The organism is Micromonospora sp. CA-249363, assembly GCF_050950185.1.
Taxonomy (GTDB): domain Bacteria; phylum Actinomycetota; class Actinomycetes; order Mycobacteriales; family Micromonosporaceae; genus Micromonospora.
The window spans coordinates 1742345-1760932 of record NZ_CP192020.1; the positions used below are offsets into that span (position 1 = coordinate 1742345).

20 protein-coding genes are annotated in these 18588 nt (G+C 72.8%); 13 read left to right on the forward strand and 7 right to left on the reverse strand.

Features of this window, described 5'->3' with window-relative positions; all coding sequences use genetic code 11:
* Positions 1-134: 134 nt before the first annotated feature.
* Positions 135-1460, reverse strand: a complete 1326-nt coding sequence (locus tag ACQPZK_RS08095; protein WP_433537684.1) for a ribonuclease D — start codon at positions 1458-1460, stop codon at positions 135-137.
* A gap of 210 nt (positions 1461-1670) precedes the next feature.
* Between ACQPZK_RS08095 and ACQPZK_RS08100 the strand changes: the two genes are divergently transcribed.
* The gene (locus ACQPZK_RS08100) at positions 1671-2894 is read left to right on the forward strand and encodes a trypsin-like peptidase domain-containing protein (protein ID WP_433537685.1); all 1224 of its coding nucleotides are present in this window, start codon (positions 1671-1673) and stop codon (positions 2892-2894) included.
* A gap of 143 nt (positions 2895-3037) precedes the next feature.
* Positions 3038-3910, forward strand: coding sequence for a hypothetical protein (locus ACQPZK_RS08105; protein WP_433537686.1), 873 nt, complete (start codon positions 3038-3040; stop codon positions 3908-3910).
* Positions 3911-3941: 31 nt separating this feature from the next.
* Here the strand turns inward: ACQPZK_RS08105 and ACQPZK_RS08110 are convergent, their stop codons facing one another.
* Positions 3942-4514 carry a DUF3000 domain-containing protein gene (locus tag ACQPZK_RS08110; RefSeq protein WP_433537687.1) on the reverse strand — a complete coding sequence of 191 codons (573 nt, stop codon included), beginning with the start codon at positions 4512-4514 and terminating at the stop codon, positions 3942-3944.
* A gap of 137 nt (positions 4515-4651) precedes the next feature.
* On the opposite strand from ACQPZK_RS08110, the gene hemE reads away from it, so the two are divergent.
* From hemE to hemQ, 3 genes are read left to right on the forward strand one after another with little or no spacing between them, the layout of a single operon-like run.
* Positions 4652-5749, forward strand: coding sequence for a uroporphyrinogen decarboxylase (gene hemE / locus ACQPZK_RS08115; RefSeq protein ID WP_433537688.1), 1098 nt, complete (start codon positions 4652-4654; stop codon positions 5747-5749).
* 7 nt (positions 5750-5756) lie between these two features.
* Positions 5757-7166: a protoporphyrinogen oxidase gene (hemG, locus tag ACQPZK_RS08120; protein ID WP_433537689.1), complete on the forward strand. Its 1410-nt coding sequence runs from the start codon at positions 5757-5759 to the stop codon at positions 7164-7166.
* Positions 7163-7864 carry a hydrogen peroxide-dependent heme synthase gene (gene hemQ / locus ACQPZK_RS08125; RefSeq protein WP_421475255.1) on the forward strand — a complete coding sequence of 234 codons (702 nt, stop codon included), beginning with the start codon at positions 7163-7165 and terminating at the stop codon, positions 7862-7864. The genes hemG and hemQ overlap by 4 nt, the downstream gene beginning before the upstream one ends.
* Before the next feature lie 332 nt (positions 7865-8196).
* On the opposite strand, the gene ACQPZK_RS08130 is transcribed toward hemQ, so the two are convergent.
* The 4 genes from ACQPZK_RS08130 to ACQPZK_RS08145 form a co-directional block, all read right to left on the reverse strand.
* On the reverse strand, positions 8197-8703 hold the full coding sequence (locus ACQPZK_RS08130) for a GNAT family N-acetyltransferase (protein ID WP_433537690.1): 507 nt from the start codon (positions 8701-8703) through the stop codon (positions 8197-8199).
* 91 nt (positions 8704-8794) lie between these two features.
* Positions 8795-9937: a lytic polysaccharide monooxygenase auxiliary activity family 9 protein gene (locus tag ACQPZK_RS08135; RefSeq protein WP_433537691.1), complete on the reverse strand. Its 1143-nt coding sequence runs from the start codon at positions 9935-9937 to the stop codon at positions 8795-8797.
* A 118-nt stretch (positions 9938-10055) separates the two neighbouring features.
* Positions 10056-10523 (reverse strand): GNAT family N-acetyltransferase, encoded by a 468-nt coding sequence (locus ACQPZK_RS08140; RefSeq protein WP_433537692.1) that lies wholly within the window; start codon positions 10521-10523, stop codon positions 10056-10058.
* 48 nt (positions 10524-10571) lie between these two features.
* A complete protein-coding gene (locus tag ACQPZK_RS08145) occupies positions 10572-10832 on the reverse strand; it encodes a Prokaryotic metallothionein (RefSeq protein ID WP_355051720.1) in 261 nt (86 codons plus the stop codon).
* Positions 10833-10986: 154 nt separating this feature from the next.
* Here ACQPZK_RS08145 and ACQPZK_RS08150 point away from each other — a divergent pair, with 154 nt between their 5' ends.
* The 3 genes from ACQPZK_RS08150 (at position 10987) to ACQPZK_RS08160 (ending at position 12785) form a co-directional block, all read left to right on the forward strand.
* Positions 10987-11262, forward strand: coding sequence for an isoamylase early set domain-containing protein (locus tag ACQPZK_RS08150; protein ID WP_433537693.1), 276 nt, complete (start codon positions 10987-10989; stop codon positions 11260-11262).
* 109 nt (positions 11263-11371) lie between these two features.
* Positions 11372-12118 (forward strand): lytic polysaccharide monooxygenase, encoded by a 747-nt coding sequence (locus tag ACQPZK_RS08155; protein WP_433537694.1) that lies wholly within the window; start codon positions 11372-11374, stop codon positions 12116-12118.
* A gap of 61 nt (positions 12119-12179) precedes the next feature.
* Positions 12180-12785, forward strand: coding sequence for a DUF305 domain-containing protein (locus tag ACQPZK_RS08160; protein ID WP_433537695.1), 606 nt, complete (start codon positions 12180-12182; stop codon positions 12783-12785).
* Here ACQPZK_RS08160 and msrB read toward each other — a convergent pair.
* Entirely contained in the window at positions 12751-13155 is a 405-nt protein-coding gene (msrB, locus tag ACQPZK_RS08165) for a peptide-methionine (R)-S-oxide reductase MsrB (RefSeq protein ID WP_433537696.1), read from the reverse strand. The two genes, ACQPZK_RS08160 and msrB, sit on opposite strands and share 35 nt — an antisense overlap.
* Positions 13156-13202: 47 nt before the next feature.
* On the opposite strand from msrB, the gene ligD reads away from it, so the two are divergent.
* The 5 genes from ligD (at position 13203) to ACQPZK_RS08190 (ending at position 18562) form a co-directional block, all read left to right on the forward strand.
* A complete protein-coding gene (gene ligD / locus ACQPZK_RS08170) occupies positions 13203-14222 on the forward strand; it encodes a non-homologous end-joining DNA ligase (protein WP_433537697.1) in 1020 nt (339 codons plus the stop codon).
* Between the two features lie 98 nt (positions 14223-14320).
* Positions 14321-15571, forward strand: coding sequence for a DUF222 domain-containing protein (locus ACQPZK_RS08175; RefSeq protein WP_433537698.1), 1251 nt, complete (start codon positions 14321-14323; stop codon positions 15569-15571).
* 191 nt (positions 15572-15762) lie between these two features.
* On the forward strand, positions 15763-16989 hold the full coding sequence (locus ACQPZK_RS08180) for a hypothetical protein (RefSeq protein ID WP_433537699.1): 1227 nt from the start codon (positions 15763-15765) through the stop codon (positions 16987-16989).
* A 59-nt stretch (positions 16990-17048) separates the two neighbouring features.
* Positions 17049-17795 carry an MBL fold metallo-hydrolase gene (locus tag ACQPZK_RS08185; RefSeq protein ID WP_433537700.1) on the forward strand — a complete coding sequence of 249 codons (747 nt, stop codon included), beginning with the start codon at positions 17049-17051 and terminating at the stop codon, positions 17793-17795.
* A 29-nt stretch (positions 17796-17824) separates the two neighbouring features.
* Positions 17825-18562: a VOC family protein gene (locus ACQPZK_RS08190; RefSeq protein WP_433537701.1), complete on the forward strand. Its 738-nt coding sequence runs from the start codon at positions 17825-17827 to the stop codon at positions 18560-18562.
* The last annotated feature ends 26 nt before the right edge of the window (positions 18563-18588 follow it).

An 18588-nucleotide genomic window follows, 5' to 3' on the forward strand; every position in this document is an offset into this window, starting at 1 on the left:
GCCCCGCCCCGCCCGACCCGCCCGGCCCGCCCGACTCGGTGATCATGAAGTTGTTGTCGGGACACGCCGATGCCAGTGGCAACAACTTCATGATCAACGGCGTTCCGGGCGGTGTTCCGGGGCGCGAGGGAGGGTCAGGGGATGGGGTTGGGAGACAGGGCCTCGGTCAGCTGTGCGCTGAGGAGGTCGATCTGCCACTCCCGGGCGTTGAAGCCACGTAGTGTCTCGGCCACCGCCGCCTCGGTGATCTCCTCGGGAGGAGTCCAGGCCAGGCGACGTACCGAATCCGGGGTGATCAGATTTTCCGGCGGCAGGTTGTGCTCGCCCGCGAGGCGGACCACCACCTCCCGGCAGCGGGCCAGGCGACCGGCCGCCACCGGGTCCCGCTCGGCCCACCGGTGCGGTGGGGGCGGACCCTCCACCGTCGGGGTGACCGGCAGGGCGTCGTCCGGAAGTTCCCGGGCGGTGTCGAGCGCGGCCAGCCAGGTGCGGGCCAGCCGGCGGACCGATCGGCCGCCGAAACCGGGCAGCGTCAGCAGCGTCTTTTCGTCCTTCGGGTCCAGCTCGGCCGCCGCGACGATGGCCGAGTCGGGCAGCACCCGACCGGGCGCGGCGTCCCGTCGGGCGGCGATCTGGTCCCGGGCGTACCACAGGGAACGGACCCGGGCCTGGGCCCGCGCTCCTCGGACGCGGTGGATGCCGGAGGTGCGCCGCCAGGGCTCCGCGCGCACCCGGGGCGGGCGCGCGCCGGTACGGACCAGGGCGGCGAACTCCTCGGCGGCCCAGGCCGACTTGCCCTGCCGGGCCAGTTCGGCGTCGAGCGCGTCGCGCAGATCGGTGAGCATCTCCACGTCGAGCGCGGCGTAGGTCAGCCACGACTCGGGCAGCGGACGACTCGACCAGTCGGCCGCCGAGTGGTGCTTCTCCAGGGTGTAACCGAGTAGCTGCTCGGTCAGCGCGGCCAGGCCGACCCGCTCGAACCCGGCCAGCCGAGCGGCCAGTTCCGTGTCGAAGAGTCGGCGTGGGCGCAGCCCCACCTCGGCCAGGCACGGCAGATCCTGGCTGGCCGCGTGGAGCACCCACTCGGCCTCGCCGATCACCGCGTCCAGGGTGCTGAGGTCGGGCAGCGGCAGCGGGTCGATGAGCGCCGTGCCGGCACCCTCGCGGCGTAGCTGCACGAGGTACGCGCGCTGGCTGTAGCGGTAGCCGGAGGCGCGCTCGGCATCGAGGGCAACCGGGCCGGTGCCCGCCGCGAACCGGGCCACGACCTCGGCGAGTTCGGCCGGGGTGGCCACTGGTTCGGGGGTGCCGTCACGCGGGGCGGTCAGCGGAACGGGCCCACCGTCGGTCGGGTCGGGCCCCTCGCCCGCCGGCTGCGGCTGGGCCGACGGCGGGTGCTGGGGTGCGGTGCCCGGAGGTTCTGCGGTGGGCCGACGGCGCAGGGGTGGTTCGTCGGTCACCTGCCAACCCTAGTGCGCGCGCCGATCCCGCGTGCGCAGCCGGTCCGGCGTGTGTCGGCCAGGTGTCCGCAAGGTGTCCTTTCGGATGCCGGACATCGGGGGAGACAAAGCCCGTTCACGCAGGTACGGTCCATCGAGCCGTCGGCCCCGATCGGGTGACATCCGGGACGACGGTCGCACGGGGAGATCACGGGGAAGGGCAAGACGACCATGACGGCTGGTTTCGGTTCGGGTGACGGGCGACCGATGGGCGCCGACCCGGACGGCATGAGCGGTTCAGCCGCCGAACGGCCCGGTCCGCTGCCCCCGCGCATCGAACCGCATCCACCGGCCGGCGCCACCTGGTCCGCCGCGCCGGGAGGCCCCGAGCAACCGATGGCCGTTCCGGCGCCCCGTACCGGCTGGTCGGCGCCGCCCAACAGCGGGCAGTGGGGCCAGGGCGCAGGCCAGGGCCCGGTTCCGGCCGGCCCGCCCGCCGCGCCGCCGGGACAAGCGCCCTACCCGGCGGGGCCGTACGGCGCCGGACCGTACGCCCCGGGCGCTCCCGCGTCACACGGCGGCGGTTACCCGCCCGCCGGTGACCTGGCCAGCGCGCCGCCGTACCCCGCCGGTCAACCCGGCTGGCCGGGCGTCACCCCGCCGCCCGTGCGACCCAGCCGACGCCGCTGGCCGGTCGTGCTGGCCACGGTGCTCGTCGTCGCGCTGGCCGCCGTGGCCGGCGTGCAGGCGTACCAGCTCGACCGGCTCGGTGACCGGCTCGCCGCCACCGACGGTCGGCTGGCACAGGCCCAGGACAAGGACGGCGCCCGCCTCGACGGCCTGGAGAAGCGCGCGGACGCCCTGGAGAAGCAGGCCGGTGCCGCGTTCAACCCGGAGGCCGTCGCCAGCGCCGTGCTGCCCAGCGTCTTCCGGGTACGGGCCGGCCAGTTCACCGGCAGCGCGTTCGCGGTGGGCAAGCCGGCGGCCGGCGGCGGCACCAACCTGTTCACCAACTTCCACGTGGTCGAGGCGGTGTGGGAGGGCGGCGGACGCGAGGTCTTCCTGGAGCGCACGGACCAGCGTTTCCCGGCCACCATCGTCAAGGTCGACAAGACCAACGACGTGGCGCACCTGCGGACGACCGGCAAGTTCAGCGGCCTGGTCACCGCGCCCACCGCTGTCAAGTCCGGCCAGCAGATCGTCGTCGTCGGCGCTCCGCTCGGCCTGGAGGACAGCGTCACCACCGGTGTGGTGAGCGCGTTGCGCGCCGCCCAGGGCGGCTCCGGCCCGGCCATCCAGTTCGACGCGCCGATCAACCCCGGCAACTCCGGCGGCCCGGTGATCAACGGCAGCAAGCAGGTGGTCGGCATCGCCACCGCCAAGGCTCGCGACGCCGAGGGCATCGGGCTGGCCGTACCGATCAAGGTCGCCTGCGACGGTTTCAAGATCTGCTGACCGGCGGCCCCGGCCGCTCGCGCCACGCCACGGCCCTTTCGGCCGTTCCCCAACCCGTCCGGGGCCTCGGCCCCGGGCGATCCCGACGCTGTATCCGGTCCGTCGCGCCCACCGGCGGAGGACCTGCTCACCTGGAGGAAGACATGTCCCAGCCACCGACCGGCCCGGAGGGCACCCCGCCCGCCGCGCCGACGCCGCCGGCCGCCACCCCGCCGGCCGGTGCGCCCGACGTCGACGCGACGGTGCCGCACGCGGCAGCGCCCCAGCCGACCGGCACCGAACCGACCGTGCAGTACCCGGCCGCTCAGCCCGCCCCGCAGCAGTACGCCGCGGGCCAGCCCGTGCCGCCGCAGCAGTACGCCCCGGGCCAGGCCGCCCCGCAGTACGGCGCCGGCCAGGCCGCCCCGCAGTACGGCGCCGGCCAGACGGCCGCCTACCCGGCCAGCGCCCCGCCGTACGCCGGGCAGCCGATGTCCGCGCCGCCGGTCTCCGGTCCGGCGTACGGGCAGCCCATGTCGGGCCCGCCGGTCTCCGGTCCGGCGTACGGGCAGCCCATGTCGGGCCCGCCCGGTATGGCCCCCTACGGCGCTGCGCCGGCCCCGCGGCGGAGCCGTGCGGTGCTGGTGCTGGCCCTGGTGGCCACGCTGCTCTTCCTCGTCAGCGGGGTGATGACCGGGCTGTTCGTGACCAAGAACAACGAGCTGAACCGGACCGAGAAGCGCCTCAACGCCCAGGTCAGCCAGCGTGACGGCACCATCGCGGCCAACACCACCGAGATCGGCCGGCTCAAGACCGAACTGCAGGTCATGCAGGACAAGCTCGACAACACCGAGCAGGACCTGACCGGCACCCGGAACGACCGTGACGAGCAGGCCCGGCAGAAGAAGGTCATCGCCAGTTGCCTGGACAAGCTGACCACGGCGCTGGGCGCGGCGGCGGCCGGCAACAAGGGCCAGTACGACGCGGCGATGAAGGGCCTCGACAAGGTCTGCGACGAGGCGGAGAACTACCTCTGATCCGCCGTCGCGTCGGCCGCCACCCCAGCTCTCAGGCGGTGGCGGCCGGTCGGCGGTCGGCGAGCGCGGTGACCCCGGGCGGGGGCAGGCCGGCCGTCGAGGCGAGCAGGGCGCACCACCCGAGCAGGTGGGGGGCCAGATTGTCGTCGACGGGTGTCCAGGAGGCGCGGATCTCGATGTCGCCGGCCGTCGGCGGGCCGGCCAGGTCACCGAACCGGGTCGACATGGTCTGGGTGACCGTTCCGCCGATCGCGCGGTGACGGGCGTCCTGCGTGTCGAGGGCGTCGGTCAACCACGTCCAGCCGACCCCGGGCAGCAGCGGGTCGGCGGCGAGGTCGACCTCCAACTCGGCCGTCACGTAGGTGACCAACCGCAGGGTGCCCTGCCACGCCTCGTGCCCGGCGGGGTCGTGCAGCAGGATCAGCCGCCCGGTGGCCACCTCGTCGCCGTCGCGCAGCACCGTCGCGGAGAGCGCGAACGTGAACGGCGCGAGCCGTTGGGGCGCGCCGACCTCCTCCAGGGTGATCTCCGGCCGGGGCGCCGACGATCGCAGCCCGGCGACCGCGCGGGCGAAGGTCTCCGGGAGCGCGATCGGGGGGGCCATGTCGGCAGCCTATGCCGCCGTGGGGTCGCCCGCTTCGACGGCGCGCCGACACTCGCGAAGGGGCGCCCGAGTGGGGAACGTGCCCTTCCTCTCACCCCCACCCGGTCGGAGGCGGGCGGCGTGGCACGATTGCGGCGATGACCACGGATACCACGGGCACTGCCGCCCGAGACGGACACCCGCGCCCCGGCGGCCCGGCCGACTCGCCCTTCGTCCGGGCGTGCCGGCGTCGGCCCGGCCCGCACACCCCGGTCTGGTTCATGCGCCAGGCGGGTCGCTCCCTTCCGGAGTATCGGGAGATCCGGGCCAACGTGCCGATGCTGGAGTCCTGCCGCCGCCCGGAGCTGGTCACCGAGATCACCCTCCAGCCGGTGCGCCGGCACGGGGTGGACGCGGCCATCCTGTTCAGCGACATCGTGGTGCCCGTCGCCGCGGCCGGGATCGACCTGGACATCGTGCCGGGCACCGGCCCGGTGGTCGCCGAGCCGATCCGTACGGCCGCCGGCGTCGAGCGGATCCGCACGATCAGCCGGGACGATGTCCCGTACGTGGACGAGGCCGTCCGACAGCTCGTGGTCGAGCTGGGCGACACCCCGCTGATCGGCTTCGCCGGCGCGCCGTTCACGCTGGCCAGTTACCTCGTCGAGGGCGGTCCGTCGCGGACCCACGCCAGGACCAAGGCCCTCATGTACGGCGATCCGGAGCTGTGGCACGCGCTCTGCGCCCGGCTGGCCGACGTGACCCTGGCCTTCCTGCGGGTACAGATCGAGGCCGGGGTGTCCGCCGTACAGCTCTTCGACTCGTGGGCCGGCGCGCTCTCCGAGGCCGACTACCGCCGTTACGTGCTGCCGCACTCGACGAAGGTGCTCAGCGGGCTGGCGAGTGCCGGTGTGCCGCGCATCCACTTCGGGGTGGGCACCGCCGAGCTGCTGGGCGCGATGGGCGAGGCCGGCGCGGACGTGGTCGGCGTCGACTGGCGTACGCCACTTGACGTCGCCACCGGCCGGATCGGATCGGACAAGGCGGTGCAGGGCAACCTGGACCCGTGCGTGCTGCTCGCGCCGTGGCCGGTGGTCGAGGCCGAGGTACGCCGGATCCTGGAGCAGGGCCGGGCGGCCCCCGGGCACGTGTTCAACCTCGGCCACGGAGTGCTGCCGGAGACCGACCCGGACGTGCTGACCCGGGTGGTCGCGCTGGTGCACGAGGTGTCCAGCCGTCGGGCCGACCAGGGCTGAGAAGGCGATGCGGCAGCCCTGGCGGGTGGCGGTGGTCGGCGGCGGGATAGCCGGGTTGGCCGCCGCGGTCCGCTTGCGCGACCGCGCGCCGGAGGGCACCGAGATCACGGTGTACGAGCAGTCCGGCGCGCTGGGCGGCAAGCTGCGCACCGGTTCGCTGGCCGGTGGACCGGTGGAGTTCGGCGCCGAGTCATTCCTGATGCGCGACCCGACCGGCGCCGAGAGCGCGGCGGTGACGCTGGCCCGCCGGCTCGGGTTGGCCGAGAGGATCGTGCACCCCACCGTCGGGCAGGCCGCGTTGGTGGTCGACGGGGGTCTGCGCCCCATCCCGGGCGGGACGCTGGTGGGCGTACCCGGGGATCTGGATCGGGTGGCGACGGTCGCGCGGCCGGCGGCGGACGCCGACGTCGACGGCGGCCAGCCCCTGGTCGGGCCCGACGCGGACGTCTCGGTGGGCGCGCTGGTCCGCTCCCGCTTCGGCGACGAGGTGGTGGACCGGCTGGTCGACCCGATGCTCGGCGGTGTGTACGCGGGCCGCGCCGACGACCTGTCCCTGGTCACCACGATGCCGGCGCTGGCCCGCGCGGCGCGGGTGGAGCACACCCTGGTCGGCGCGGTCCGGGCCGCGCAGGCCGCCGCCCCGCGCGCGCCCGGCGCCCCGGTCTTCGGCACCCTGGCCGGCGGCCTGGGCACCCTCGTCGAGGCGGCGGTGACGGCCAGCGGCGCGACGATCCGACGGGACGCCGCCGTGCGCGAGGTGACCCGGACCGACAGCGGCTGGCGGCTCACCGTCGGCCCGACCCGCGACCCTGCGAGCATCGACGTGGACGCCGTGGTCCTGGCGGTGCCGGCCCGGCCGGCGGCCCGCCTGCTCGCCGGGCCGGCCCCGGAGGCCGCCTCGGCCGTCGGCGAGCTGGACTACGCGAGCGTCGCGCTGGTCACCCTGGCGCTGCCGCAGCCGCCGCTGCCCGAGCTGTCCGGCTTCCTGGTGCCGAGCACCGAGGGGCTGCTGATCAAGGCGGCGACGTTCTTCACCACCAAGTGGGGGCACCTGCGGCGGCCGGACGGGCTGGCGCTGGTACGCGCCTCGGTGGGCCGGTACGGCGAGGAGGCGCAGCTCCAGCGCCCGGACGCCGACCTGGCCGCGACCGTGCACCGGGAGCTGTCGGCGGTGCTCGACACGCCGCTGCCCGCACCGGTGGACGGGCACGTGCAGCGGTGGGGCGGCGCGTTGCCGCAGTACACCCCGGGGCACGCCGACCGGGTCGCCGCCGCGCGGACCGCGCTGCGGGCCGCGCACCCCACCCTGGTCCTGGCCGGCGCCGGTTACGACGGTGTCGGCATACCGGTCTGCGTCCGCTCCGGCGAGACGGCGGCCGACGAGATCATCACAGCACTGGGAGGATCGGCGACATGACCGAGCAGACCAACGCGGCCCGACTGCGGGAGCTGAACGACAGCATCCGCTACACCATGTGGTCGGTGTTCCGGGCCAGCGGACCGCTGCCGTCGCTGCGGGACAACGTCACCGGCGAGGTCGAGTCCCTCTTCGACGAGCTGGCCGGCAAGGACGTGGTGATCCGGGGCGTGTACGACGTGGCCGGCCTCCGCGCCGACGCGGACGTGATGATCTGGTGGCACTCGGCGTCGAGCGACGCGCTCCAGGATGCGTACCTGCGGTTCCGGCGTACGACGCTGGGCCGGGCGCTGACCCCGGTGTGGTCGCAGATGGCGCTGCACCGGCCGGCGGAGTTCAACAAGAGCCACATCCCGGCGTTCCTGGCCGGCGAGGAGGCTCGCCCCTACCTGTGCGTCTACCCGTTCGTGCGCTCCTACGAGTGGTACCTGCTGCCCGACGCCGAGCGGCGTGAGCTGCTGGCCGAGCACGGCAAGATGGCGCGCGGCTACCCGGACGTACGCGCCAACACGGTCGCCTCGTTCGCGCTCGGCGACTACGAGTGGATGCTCGCGTTCGAGGCCGACGAGCTGCACCGGATCGTCGACCTGATGCGGGATCTGCGCGCCTCCGGCGCCCGCCGCCACGTCCGCGAGGAGGTCCCGTTCTACACGGGCCGCCGCCGCTCGGTGGCCGAGATCGTCAACTGCCTGGTCTGACCCCTGCCGCCCGTCGCCCCACCCCACCCCACCCCACCCAACCCAACCCCGCCCCGCCCCGCCCCGCCCCGCTCCCGCGATCTTGCACTTTCTGTCGCGACGAACGGGGACATAGGCCGCGATCCGGCAACCGAAAGTGCAAGATCGCCGCACGGGGCTGCCCGACCCCGTCGATCATGGAGTGGTGGTGCCTGGTTTACCCGTCCATGGGTGCTTTGTCGACCTCTATAACTCCATGATCGACGAGTCGGTGCGGGGGTGACGGCGCGGCACGGGGGTGACGGCGCGGCACGGGGCTCGATGAGGGCGGCGCGGGGGACGCGGTTTCTCTGTCAGGGCGACGGGGTGGGGTGCAGGGGGCGGATCATGATCTGTTCTCGGCGTACGCCGTCGGGCATGAGGTCACCTGGCTCGTCGGTCAATCGGAAGCCGGTGCGGTGGTAGAGGGACTTGGCGCGCGCGTTGTCCACCCTGACGGAGAGCCGTAACCGCTCGGCGCCGCGCTTCTGGGCCCAGTGCGCCACCTCGTTCACCAGGCGGTCGCCGACGCCGCTGCCGCGAGCGTCGGGGTGCACCCACATCGAGATCAGCTCCCGCGTCAGCGGGTCCGACGTGGGTACACCGCTCGACATGCCGACCGGACGCCCGGCCAGGACGGCCACCAGGTTGAGTGAGCCGGGGATGTTCAACCGGTCGCGCCAGCGCTGCTCGCGATCGCCGTCGCCCTGCCAGTCGGCGAGCCGTGAGCCGAACGCTTCCGGTGCCTCGGCGAGGGCGGCCAGCCGCAGCTTCCGCCACGTGGGCCAGTCGTCGGGCATGAGCACCAAGATGTCGATCATGCGGGGATGGTGCCCGGACGGATCGCCGGGCACCACCGCATTTCCGCCGTCCGGCGCCGCGCCCCCGCCCGGGTGCGGCACCGGACGGGGATCAACTGGTCACCGTGCAGGAGACCAGCGGAACCGGGTTGCTGCCGTTCCACGAGCCGAGCAGACCGAATGTCGTACTCGCCCCGGCAGCCAGCGTGCCGTTGTAGTTGACGTTGCGCGCGGTGACCAGGGTGCCGTTGGTGGTGACGGTGGCGCTCCACGACGAGGCGACCTGCTGGCCGTTGTTGTAGTTCCAGCTCACCGACCAGCCCTTGGTGGGTGAGCCCCCGGCGGTGACCTTAACCTCGGCCTGGAAGCCTCCGGACCACTGCCCGGTGATCTGGTACGTCGCCGTGCAGGCGCCGGCCGGCGGCGGGGTGCTCGGCGGGGGAGTCGTCGGCGGGGGAGTCGTCGGCGGCGGCGTCGTCGGCGGGGGAGTGGTGGGCGGCGGCGTGGTGGGGGGCGGCGTCGTCGGCGGCGGGGTGGTGGGCGGCGGGGTCGAGCCGCCACCGAAGTCCACGTCACTGCACAGGTAGTACGACTGGTCCAGGTGACTGGCCTGCCAGACGGTGTAGACGATGTGCCGGCCGGTCCGTCCCGTCGCGTTGACCGGGATCTGGATGGAGACGCCATCGGCCTCCCTGGTCCACTGCGACGCCGGGGTGTTGCCGATCTGGCCGGCCAACTCGAGGTCGCTCCAGCCCAGCGGCTGGGTGGTCGAGTTGAAGCCCTGCTTCGTCACGTACACCCGGATGTAGTCGGCGCCGTGGCTGGCCTGGTCGAAGAAGCGCAGCCGGAAGCTGTTCGCCACCGACGTGGTCTTCCAGGCGCCGACGGTGTCCATGGCGTTGTAGCGGCCGTTCTGGGTGCGTCCGCCGCTGCACAGCTGACCGTTGGGGATGGCGCCCTGGTGGTTGCCGGCCACGCCCTCCCGGAACAGGCCGTTCCAGTTCCACATGGCCTGCGGGTCGGCCTGCCAGGCCTGCCAGCACATCGGGTCCTCGGTGGCCATGCGCGGGTTCTGGAAGTCACCGCCCCAGCGCTGCCAGCAGCTGTAGCTGCGCGAAGGTGGGTCGACGACCGAGCCGTGAGCGGAGGCGGAGGGGACCAGCGAGACGCTCAGCGCCGTGGTCAACAGGAGCGTGGCGGCTGCCGCGACGGCGAGCGGCCGGAGCACGCGTGGTGTTCGGGCGATTGTGGACATGGAGCCCCCGGGGGGATGAGGTCGGACGACGACACCCGGACTGCCGGGAGTTGCCCGCTCCCGTGCCTACTCGCTGGCTCCCGCGATGGCTCTATCCGGCACGATGCCAGGTTGATCGTCAGACGTCAATGGCAGCCGGTTGCGCGTCTCGGCGCATCGGGGTGTGCGGGATGCCGTCCTCGACGTACTCGGGGCCGCTGACCGTGAAGCCGTGTCGGGCGTAGAACGCGACCAGGTGCGACTGGGCCTCCAGCACGCATGGCCGGTCGCCGATGAGGTCCAGTGCCGCCGCCATCAGCCGGCCGGCGTGCCCGCCACCGCGGGCCGCCGGGGCCGCCACCACCCGGCCGATCCGGGCGAGGCCGTCCGGGTCGGTCAGAATCCGCAGGTACGCCATCAGAGCGCCGTCGTCGGTCGACCAGAGGTGTCGGGTGCCCGGCTCCACGTCCCGCCCGTCGAGTTCGGGGTACGGGCAGTTCTGCTCCACCACGAACACGTCGATGCGCAGCTTGAGCAGGTCATGAAAGGTGCGGGCGTCCAACTCGGCGAAAAGGGCGGTCCGGATCTCAGTGGTCTGCGGGTGCACCCACCGATGGTAGGGCGGACGGTCCGGAGGTCGTACGCGCCGGGGTGGTCAGGCGGGACGCGCGCCGACGGCGTCGCGGATCTCGGCGCCCTCGGCGCCCTCGACCGCCCGGGCGCAGTGCCCGCAGCAGAAGAACCGGCCGTTCACCTCGACGCCGTGGCCGACGATCTTGACCTGACAATGCTCGCAGATGGGCGCCATGCGGTGGATCGCGCACTCGAAGGAGTCGAAGGTGTGCACGTCGCCGCTGACGGTGTGCACCTCGAACGCCATCCAGTAGTCGTTGCCGCAGACCTCGCAGGTTGCCACAGGAACCCCCCGTATCAGGACATGTGATCCCAGGGTGCCCCAGGCTGGGCGGCGGCGGGCGAATTACCGCCAGTCGGCCCGGCCGGGCGGCGTGTCGGCGTCGGCGTGTCGTGCGTTAGGCCAGGTGAACCGCCGTGACCCCCGGAGGATCGCCATGATCAAACGCAACAAGCTCTTCGGCAGCCAGACCCGGGTGACCTTCTGCCTTCCCCGGGACGCGCCGCCCGGTCCGGTGAGCGTCGTGGGCTCGTTCAACGACTGGGAGCCCGGTCGGCACGAATTGGTGGCCCGCCGCGACGGCACCCGGACGGTGACCGTGCGGCTCGGCCCGGGGGAGTACCGCTTCCGCTACCTCGCCACCGGTGGCGTCTGGCTCGACGACGAAACCGCCGACGGCGTGGACGACAGCGGCAGCCTGCTGCGACTGTGAGAGGTCAACTCGTCACCATCGATGTATTTATCGATGAGGCTCTTTACTGTTAATAAAGTTTAAATTACCTTGGGGGCACCTCACCGGACCCGCAGAAGGAGCTGCCCCCATGCGTCGAAGAATCACCGTCCCGCTGGTGGCGGCGGGCGCTGTCGCCGCCACCCTCACCGTCGCCGCGCCCGCCCAGGCGCACGGCTACGTCTCCGCTCCGCCGAGCCGGCAGGCGCTCTGCGCGCAGGGCAAGGTGCCCGACTGCGGGCAGATCAAGTACGAGCCGCAGAGCGTCGAAGGGCCCAAGGGCCTCAAGAGCTGCAACGCCGGCATCACCCAGTTCGCCGTCCTCAACGACGACAGCCGGGGCTGGCCGGCCACGTCGGTCGGTAGCTCGCTGACCTTCACCTGGGTCAACACCGCCCGGCACGCCACCAGCAACTGGGAGTACTGGATCGGCAACACCCGCGTCGGCGTGGTCAACGGCAACGGGCAGCAGCCCGGCGCGACGGTCTCGCACACCGTCAACCTGGGCGGTTTCTCCGGGCGGCAGAAGATCCTCGCCGTGTGGAACATCTCCGACACCGCGAACGCCTTCTACTCCTGCATCGACGTGCAGATCGGCGGCGGCGGGTCGACTCCCACCCCCGCGCCGACCACCTCACCCACGCCGCGACCGACCACCAGCCCGACCGCCGCGCCGACGACCCCGCCCCCGGCGGGTGGCAGTTGGACGGCTGGCCGGGCGTACCAGGTCGGCGACCAGGTCACCTACGGCGGCCTGACGTACCGCTGCCGGCAGGCCCACACGGCGATCTCCGGCTGGGAGCCGCCGAACGTACCGGCGCTCTGGCAACAGGTCTGACCGCGCGGGTGCGGCCCCGGCCGCACCCGCGTCGCCACCCCCACCCGATCGGAGCCCCGGCATGCCCCGCGCATCCCACCTGGCGTGGTTGGTCGCCGCGTCCCTGCTCGCCGGCTGCGCCGGACCGTCCACCCGCCCACCGGTTCCCGCGTCCCCGGTGGTGGCCGACTCCGCACCGGCCGCCGCCGAGCTGAGCGGCATCGACGTGGTGTTCCTGAGCACGATGGCCGGGCACAGCGAGCGCACCCTCCAGATCGTCCGGCTCGCCCGGGACCGGCTCCGCGACGACGCCCTGCGCACCCTGGCCGCCGCCATCGAGGTGACCGAGGCCGACGAGCTGTCGACCATGCGGGGTTGGCTGCCGACGAGCGGACCGGGCGTCGGCGCCGCCGGCGGGCACGACCACGCCGGACACGGCGACGACGCCGCGCTCGACCGGCTGCGGACCGCGTCGGACGCCGACGTCGACCGGGTGCTACGCGAGGTCCTCGCCGACCACCAGCGGGCCGCCGCCGACCTGGCCCGGGCCCAGGTCGGCGTCGGCCGCGACGAGCGGGTCCGCGACCTGGCCCGGCGGATCGAACAGTCCCGGTCCGCCGAGGTCGAACTGCTCAGCGGGTACGACGATCAGGTCAGCGGGGCTCCAGGCGGACCGAGATCGAGTTGACGCAGTGCCGGGTGTCCTTCGGGGTGAAACCCTCGCCGTGGAACACGTGCCCGAGGTGGCTGTCGCAGCGGGCGCAGCGGATCTCCGTACGGGCCATGCCGAGGCTGCGGTCCTCGATCTCCTTGACCCGGCCGGGGATGGCGTCGTCGAAGCTCGGCCACCCGCAGTGCGAGTCGAACTTCGTGTCGCTGGAGAAGAGTTCCAGACCGCAGGCCCGGCAGTGGTAGACGCCCGGCGTCTTGGTGTCCACGTACTCGCCGGTCCACGGGCGTTCGGTCCCGTGCTCCCGCAGGACGTGGAACTCCTCCGGGCTCAGGCGGACACGCCACTCGTCCTCGGTCCTGGGCAGGTTGTTGTCGTCAAGACTCACCCGTCAACGGTACGTCGAACGTCGGGGGCGTGGCATAAGGTCGCGGGATGGGTGGCACCAAGGCAGTCGCCGAGGTCGAGGTGGCCGGGCACACCGTACGACTCAGCAGCCCGGACCGGGTGATCTTCCCGCAGCGGGGTTTCACCAAGGCGGACGTCTTCCACTACTACCTGGCCGTCGGTGACGGGATCATGCGCGCCCTGCGGGACCGGCCCACCACGCTGCAACGCTTTCCCGAGGGCGTCGAGGGTGAGGCGTTCTTCCAGAAGCGGGTGCCCACGAGGGGCGTGCCGCCCTGGATCACCACCGCCGAGATCACCTTCCCGAGCGGTCGCGCCGCATCCGAGCTGTGCCCGGCCGACCTGGCGCACGTGGCCTGGGCGGCGCAGATGGGCACGATCGTGTTCCACCCCTGGCCGGTACGCGCCGCCGACGTGGACCGCCCCGACGAGCTGCGCATCGACCTCGACCCGCAGCCCGGCACCGACTTCGCCGACGCGGCCCGGGCCGCCGCCGAGGTGCGCGCGCTCCTCGACGAGCTGGGCGCGACCGGCTGGCCGAAGACCTCCGGCGGGCGCGGCGTGCACGTCTACCTGCGCATCCAACCCCGCTGGACGTTCACCGAGGTGCGTCGCGCCACCATCGCCCTGGCCCGGGAGGTCGAACGCCGCAACCCCGACCTTGTGACCACGGCCTGGTGGAAGGAGGAGCGCGGCAGCCGGGTCTTCGTCGACTACAACCAGATGGCCCGCGACCGCACGATCGCCTGCGCGTACTCGCTGCGCGCCAACGCCCGGGCCACCGTCTCCACGCCGGTGACCTGGGACGAGCTGCCCGACGTCGACCCGGACGACTTCGACCTGCGTACCGTGCCGGCCCGACTGGCCGAGCGCGGCGACCCGCACGCCGGCATCGACGACACCCCGTGGGACATCACACCCCTGCTTGACTGGGCCGACCGCGACGCCGCCGCAGGCCAGGGCGACCTGCCGTACCCGCCGGACCACCCCAAGATGCCCGGCGAACCCAAGCGCGTGCAGCCCAGCCGCGCCAAGCGCACCCCCTAGATCCGTTTCTCCGGGAGGCGGCTACCGGCTGATGCCCTGACCAGTCGGGTGATTCGGCGCCGACGGTTCTTGTCGTACACCTGTTCTAATGTTTGTCTGTGATCGATGAGTTGGCGCGGGCGGATCGGGCGGTGGCAGCGTGCGCCGACGCTCGGGCCTGGGCCCTCAGCGAGCACGATCTGATCGCGGCGCTCGATGCCACGCACCGGTTGCAGCAACGGCTGGCGGCGGTGCAGTTGGCGGCGATCCGCGAGTTGGACGGTCGGGGCACGGCGGTCGCGCAGGGCGCGTCGTCGACGGCGGTGTGGCTGCGTGGGCGGCTGCGCCTCGACGTCGCCGCCGCGCGTCGGCTGGTCGCCCTCGCGGCCCCGGTCGACGTCGCGCCATCCGGTGTGCGCGAGGCGCTGGCGGACGGCACGGTCAGCGTGGAGCAGGCCCGGGTCATCGCCGACACGGTTGCCACGGTGTCGGCCGTGGCGGGTGCGGAGGTGGCCGACAAGGCCGTCGGCGTGCTCGTCGAGTGGGCGGGGCAGTTCGACCCGATGCTGCTGCGTCGGATGGGCACCCGGATCCTCGATCACGTCGCCCCCGACCTTGCCGACGCCGCCGACGCGGCAGCCCTGGCCGCCGAGGCCGCCCGGGCGACCCGCGACCGGCATGTCACCGTCTCCGAGCAGACCGGTGGGCGGCTTCGGCTCAGCGGCATCCTCGACGCCGAGACGGCCGCGCTGCTCCGCGCCGCCATCGATCCGCTCAGCGCGCCCTCCGGACCGGACGACAACCGTTGCGCCGGCCAGCGCCGCCATGACGCCCTGGCGGACGTGTGTCGGCTCGCGCTGCGCACCGGCAACCTGCCCGAGACCGGTGGCGACCCCGCGCAGCTCGTCGTCACCACCAGCTACGACGGGCTGACCCGGCAGTTGGGCGCGGGCACGCTCGACGTCGGCCTGCGGCTCACTCCCGACACAGTGCGCCGACTCGCCTGCGATGCCGCCGTTCTGCCGGCCGTGCTCGGCGGCAACGGCCAGGTCCTCGATGTCGGCCGGCAACGCCGGCTTGTCACCGGGCCACTGCGCCGGGCTCTTGTGCTGCGCGACGGCGGATGCGCCTTCCCGGGCTGCGACCGGCCGCCGCGCTGGTGCGCCGCCCACCACATCCGGCACTGGGCCGACGGCGGCCCGACCAGCCTCGACAACGCCGTCCTGCTCTGCGGCCACCATCACCGGCATGTCCATCAGGCCGACTGGCTCGTGCGGCTGGGCGACGACGGTCGCCCCGAGTTCGTGCCGCCGGCCTGGCTCGACCCCGACCAACTCCCGCGCCGCAACCAGTTCCACCGGCGGACATAGGCCGTGCGGGACCACACCGGACATTGTGATCCCGCACGACGCCTACTCGCGACTGCGACTTACTCCACCGTCGGCTCCGACCAGCTGCGCTACCTCGACCCGACGAGCGACGCCACCGAGCGTGCCCGCGTCGGACGAGCCAGTTGACATTGTCGATACCCTGCGAGGTCTGGTCGGGGGAGAGGTGGCTGATGCTCAAGGACGTCAGGTCGGTACGGGTGCTCGCCTACTTCCCGTGTCAGCTCTCCGCGCCGACCGGCGCCGAGGGTGACGTACCCGCGGGGTGGAGCGTCACCGACGGCCTCGACGAACTGGCGTTGCAGCCCTACGGTCAGCGGCTCCTCGACGAGCTGCTCGGCAGCATGCCGCGGCCGACGATGGAGATCCGCGGTGGCGCGGAGATCCTGCGAGCCGCCGGGCAGGAGATCGATCCCGCGCTGATGCCCACCACCGAATCCGGTGCGTGGCAGGTGGTCTCGGCCCGGATCAGCCTGTGGAACGTCGACTGTGGCCTGCTGTGCGTGACGTACGAACTCCCGGACGGCATCGTCGGTGGCGCCGGCGACGTGGTTGCCGAGGTGGCCCCGCCGGTGCAGCGGATGGTGCCCGCGGCGACGCGGCTCCTGCGTGCTGTCCTGCCGACGCCGGACGGCGCGGACGAGGTGTTCGTCCTCTGGGCCAACACCACCTTCGCCGTACGGGTGGACCCGGACTGCGATCCGGCGCGCCGACGGGACATCGCCCAGCGGTTCACCCCGGACGGTGTGGACTGCACACCCGACGGCATGTCCGATGGCGTGTTGCGGGTCGGCACGCACACCACGGCGGTGGTCAGTGACTTCGGTTCGCGCCCGGCTCTGCTGTTGGCGCGGCTGACCGGGGTGCACCACGTCTGCTGGGCTGCGGCCCTGCGCTACGACGCGGTGCTCTCGGCGGAGTTGTCCCAGATCGACCCGGGGCGTGGCGGTCTGTCGATGACTGCTCTCGAAGACCAGGCCAAGCGCATTCTCAGTGGCTATCACCGGATCCGCCTCTTCCGGCTCGGCTATTCGTCGGTCGAGGCGCACCTCGACGCGGCCGGCGGCACCGTGTGGAACGCGCTGGAACAGCAGTGGAAGTTCCGGCTCGTGCTCACCACGCTCGACGAGCGGCTCGACTTCGTCCGCACGCTCCACCAGCAACTTGTCGGTCGCCTCCAGGACCGGCGGTCGCGCCTGCTCAACGAACTGGTGCTGGCCTTCACTTTTCTCAACATCTTCGCCATCGTGCTCGCCGCACTGACCTTCGTGGCGCTGCCGAGCCTCGACGTCGGGCTCCTGGCCTCGGCGATCGGCGTGGTGATGCTGCTGGCGAATCTGACCGCGTACCTCGCGTTCCGTCGCCAGATGAACAACCCGGGTCGGGCCTCCGGCGCGTGACCGGTGCGGTCCTCCAACCGGGACGGCGTGGAACCGGCACCGCTGGCAGACTGACGCCCATGGTCGACTGGTTCACGCAGGTCGAGGTGGGCCCGGGCGTCATCCGCGTCGCGGAGCCACACGTCAACGAACTCCTGTCGGCGAACCTCTGGTGGTTGCGCGGCACCGACCGCGACATCGTGATCGACGCGGGGCTCGGCGTCGTCGCCCTGCGACCGGCGGTTCCGGGCATGTTCGCGCGCGACCCGCTGGTCCTGCTCACCCACGCGCACCTCGACCACGTCGGTGGGGCGTCCGAGTTCGCCGACCGGGCGGCCCATTCCGCCGAGGCGGAGGTGCTGGCGGTGGGTGTGCCGGCGAGCCTGTACGGCGCGGAGCTCTACGACAAACTCGGCATCGACGCGGCGGGTGAGCCGGTCCCGGACCTCCTGATCGACGTCCTGCCGGACCCGGGCTACGACCCGACGGCCTACCGTATCGAACCCCTGGCCCTGAGCCGTGTGCTCGACGACGGTGACCGGGTCGACCTGGGTGGGCGAGAGTTGACGGTGCTGCACCTCCCCGGTCACACGCCGGGCAGCATCGCCCTGTTGGAGGAGCGCACCGGCACCCTCTACTCCGGCGACGTCGTCTACGAGGGCGCGTTGATCGACAACCTGCCGAACTCCGACGTGGCGGCCTACCGGCGGAGCATGGAGTTCCTTGCCGACCTCGACGTGGCCGTCGTTCACCCCGGTCACGGGGACAGCTTCGACCGGACGCGCCTGCGCCAGTTGGCGACGGCCTACCTGAACAGGACCGCGTAGCGCGGGCGATCATCGATAGCATCGCCGCCATGGCAACGCGACTTGTGCAGATCAACATGAAGGCTCGGGACGAGGCGGCGCTCGGCGCGTTCTGGGCCGAGGTGCTCGGCTGGGAGATGTCCAGGGAGGGGCCCGGCGTGGTCAACCTCGAACCGAAGGGCTTCGTCTATCCCGATCCGGTCGCCGTCTGCATCGACGTCGTCGTGACCGACGAGCCCAAGACCGTCAAGAACCGCGTACACGTCGACCTGGCCACCACCTCGGCGGCGCACAAGGCCGAGGTCGTCGCGCGCCTTCGGGATCTTGGCGCGACGCCCGCCGACGTGGGCCAGGGGGACCTGCCGTGGACCGTCCTGGCCGACCCGGAGGGCAACGAGTTCTGCGTGCTGGACTGGCACGACCCGGACCAGGACACCGGCCCGATCGCCTCGGTGGTGGTCGACTGCGCCGACCCGAGGGCCATGGCCCGTTTCTGGGGCGAGGCGACGGACTGGACCGTGCACCGGGTGGGCGACGACAGCGCGGTCCTGCGCTCGTCCCGGGGCGTGGGCCCGTACCTGCAGTTCCTGCGTACGCCCGACGTGAAGACCGGGTGGAACCGCGTCCATCTCGACGTGCGCCCGTACCCGGATGACGACCTGGAGGCCGAGGCAGCGCGACTGCGCGCCCTCGGCGCCACCGACGTCGATCTGGGTGACAGCACCATCCCGTGGAAGGTCTTCGCCGATCCGGAGGGCAACGAGTTCTGTCTCCTCACCCCGAAGTGACCCGCGCTGCCCGACACGACGCCGAT

What these genes read in the sequence shown, in the direction of transcription:
- ACQPZK_RS08100 (WP_433537685.1), top strand. Translation starts at nt 1,671, where the DNA reads ATGACGGCTGGTTTCGGTTCGGGTGACGGGCGACCGATGGGCGCCGAC.
- ACQPZK_RS08105 (WP_433537686.1), top strand. Translation starts at nt 3,038, where the DNA reads ATGTCCCAGCCACCGACCGGCCCGGAGGGCACCCCGCCCGCCGCGCCG.
- ACQPZK_RS08110 (WP_433537687.1), bottom strand. Translation starts at nt 4,514, where the DNA reads ATGGCCCCCCCGATCGCGCTCCCGGAGACCTTCGCCCGCGCGGTCGCC.
- hemE (WP_433537688.1), top strand. Translation starts at nt 4,652, where the DNA reads ATGACCACGGATACCACGGGCACTGCCGCCCGAGACGGACACCCGCGC.
- hemG (WP_433537689.1), top strand. Translation starts at nt 5,757, where the DNA reads ATGCGGCAGCCCTGGCGGGTGGCGGTGGTCGGCGGCGGGATAGCCGGG.
- hemQ (WP_421475255.1), top strand. Translation starts at nt 7,163, where the DNA reads ATGACCGAGCAGACCAACGCGGCCCGACTGCGGGAGCTGAACGACAGC.
- ACQPZK_RS08130 (WP_433537690.1), bottom strand. Translation starts at nt 8,703, where the DNA reads ATGATCGACATCTTGGTGCTCATGCCCGACGACTGGCCCACGTGGCGG.
- ACQPZK_RS08135 (WP_433537691.1), bottom strand. Translation starts at nt 9,937, where the DNA reads ATGTCCACAATCGCCCGAACACCACGCGTGCTCCGGCCGCTCGCCGTC.
- ACQPZK_RS08150 (WP_433537693.1), top strand. Translation starts at nt 10,987, where the DNA reads ATGATCAAACGCAACAAGCTCTTCGGCAGCCAGACCCGGGTGACCTTC.
- ACQPZK_RS08155 (WP_433537694.1), top strand. Translation starts at nt 11,372, where the DNA reads ATGCGTCGAAGAATCACCGTCCCGCTGGTGGCGGCGGGCGCTGTCGCC.
- ACQPZK_RS08160 (WP_433537695.1), top strand. Translation starts at nt 12,180, where the DNA reads ATGCCCCGCGCATCCCACCTGGCGTGGTTGGTCGCCGCGTCCCTGCTC.
- ligD (WP_433537697.1), top strand. Translation starts at nt 13,203, where the DNA reads ATGGGTGGCACCAAGGCAGTCGCCGAGGTCGAGGTGGCCGGGCACACC.
- ACQPZK_RS08180 (WP_433537699.1), top strand. Translation starts at nt 15,763, where the DNA reads ATGCTCAAGGACGTCAGGTCGGTACGGGTGCTCGCCTACTTCCCGTGT.
- ACQPZK_RS08185 (WP_433537700.1), top strand. Translation starts at nt 17,049, where the DNA reads ATGGTCGACTGGTTCACGCAGGTCGAGGTGGGCCCGGGCGTCATCCGC.
- ACQPZK_RS08190 (WP_433537701.1), top strand. Translation starts at nt 17,825, where the DNA reads ATGGCAACGCGACTTGTGCAGATCAACATGAAGGCTCGGGACGAGGCG.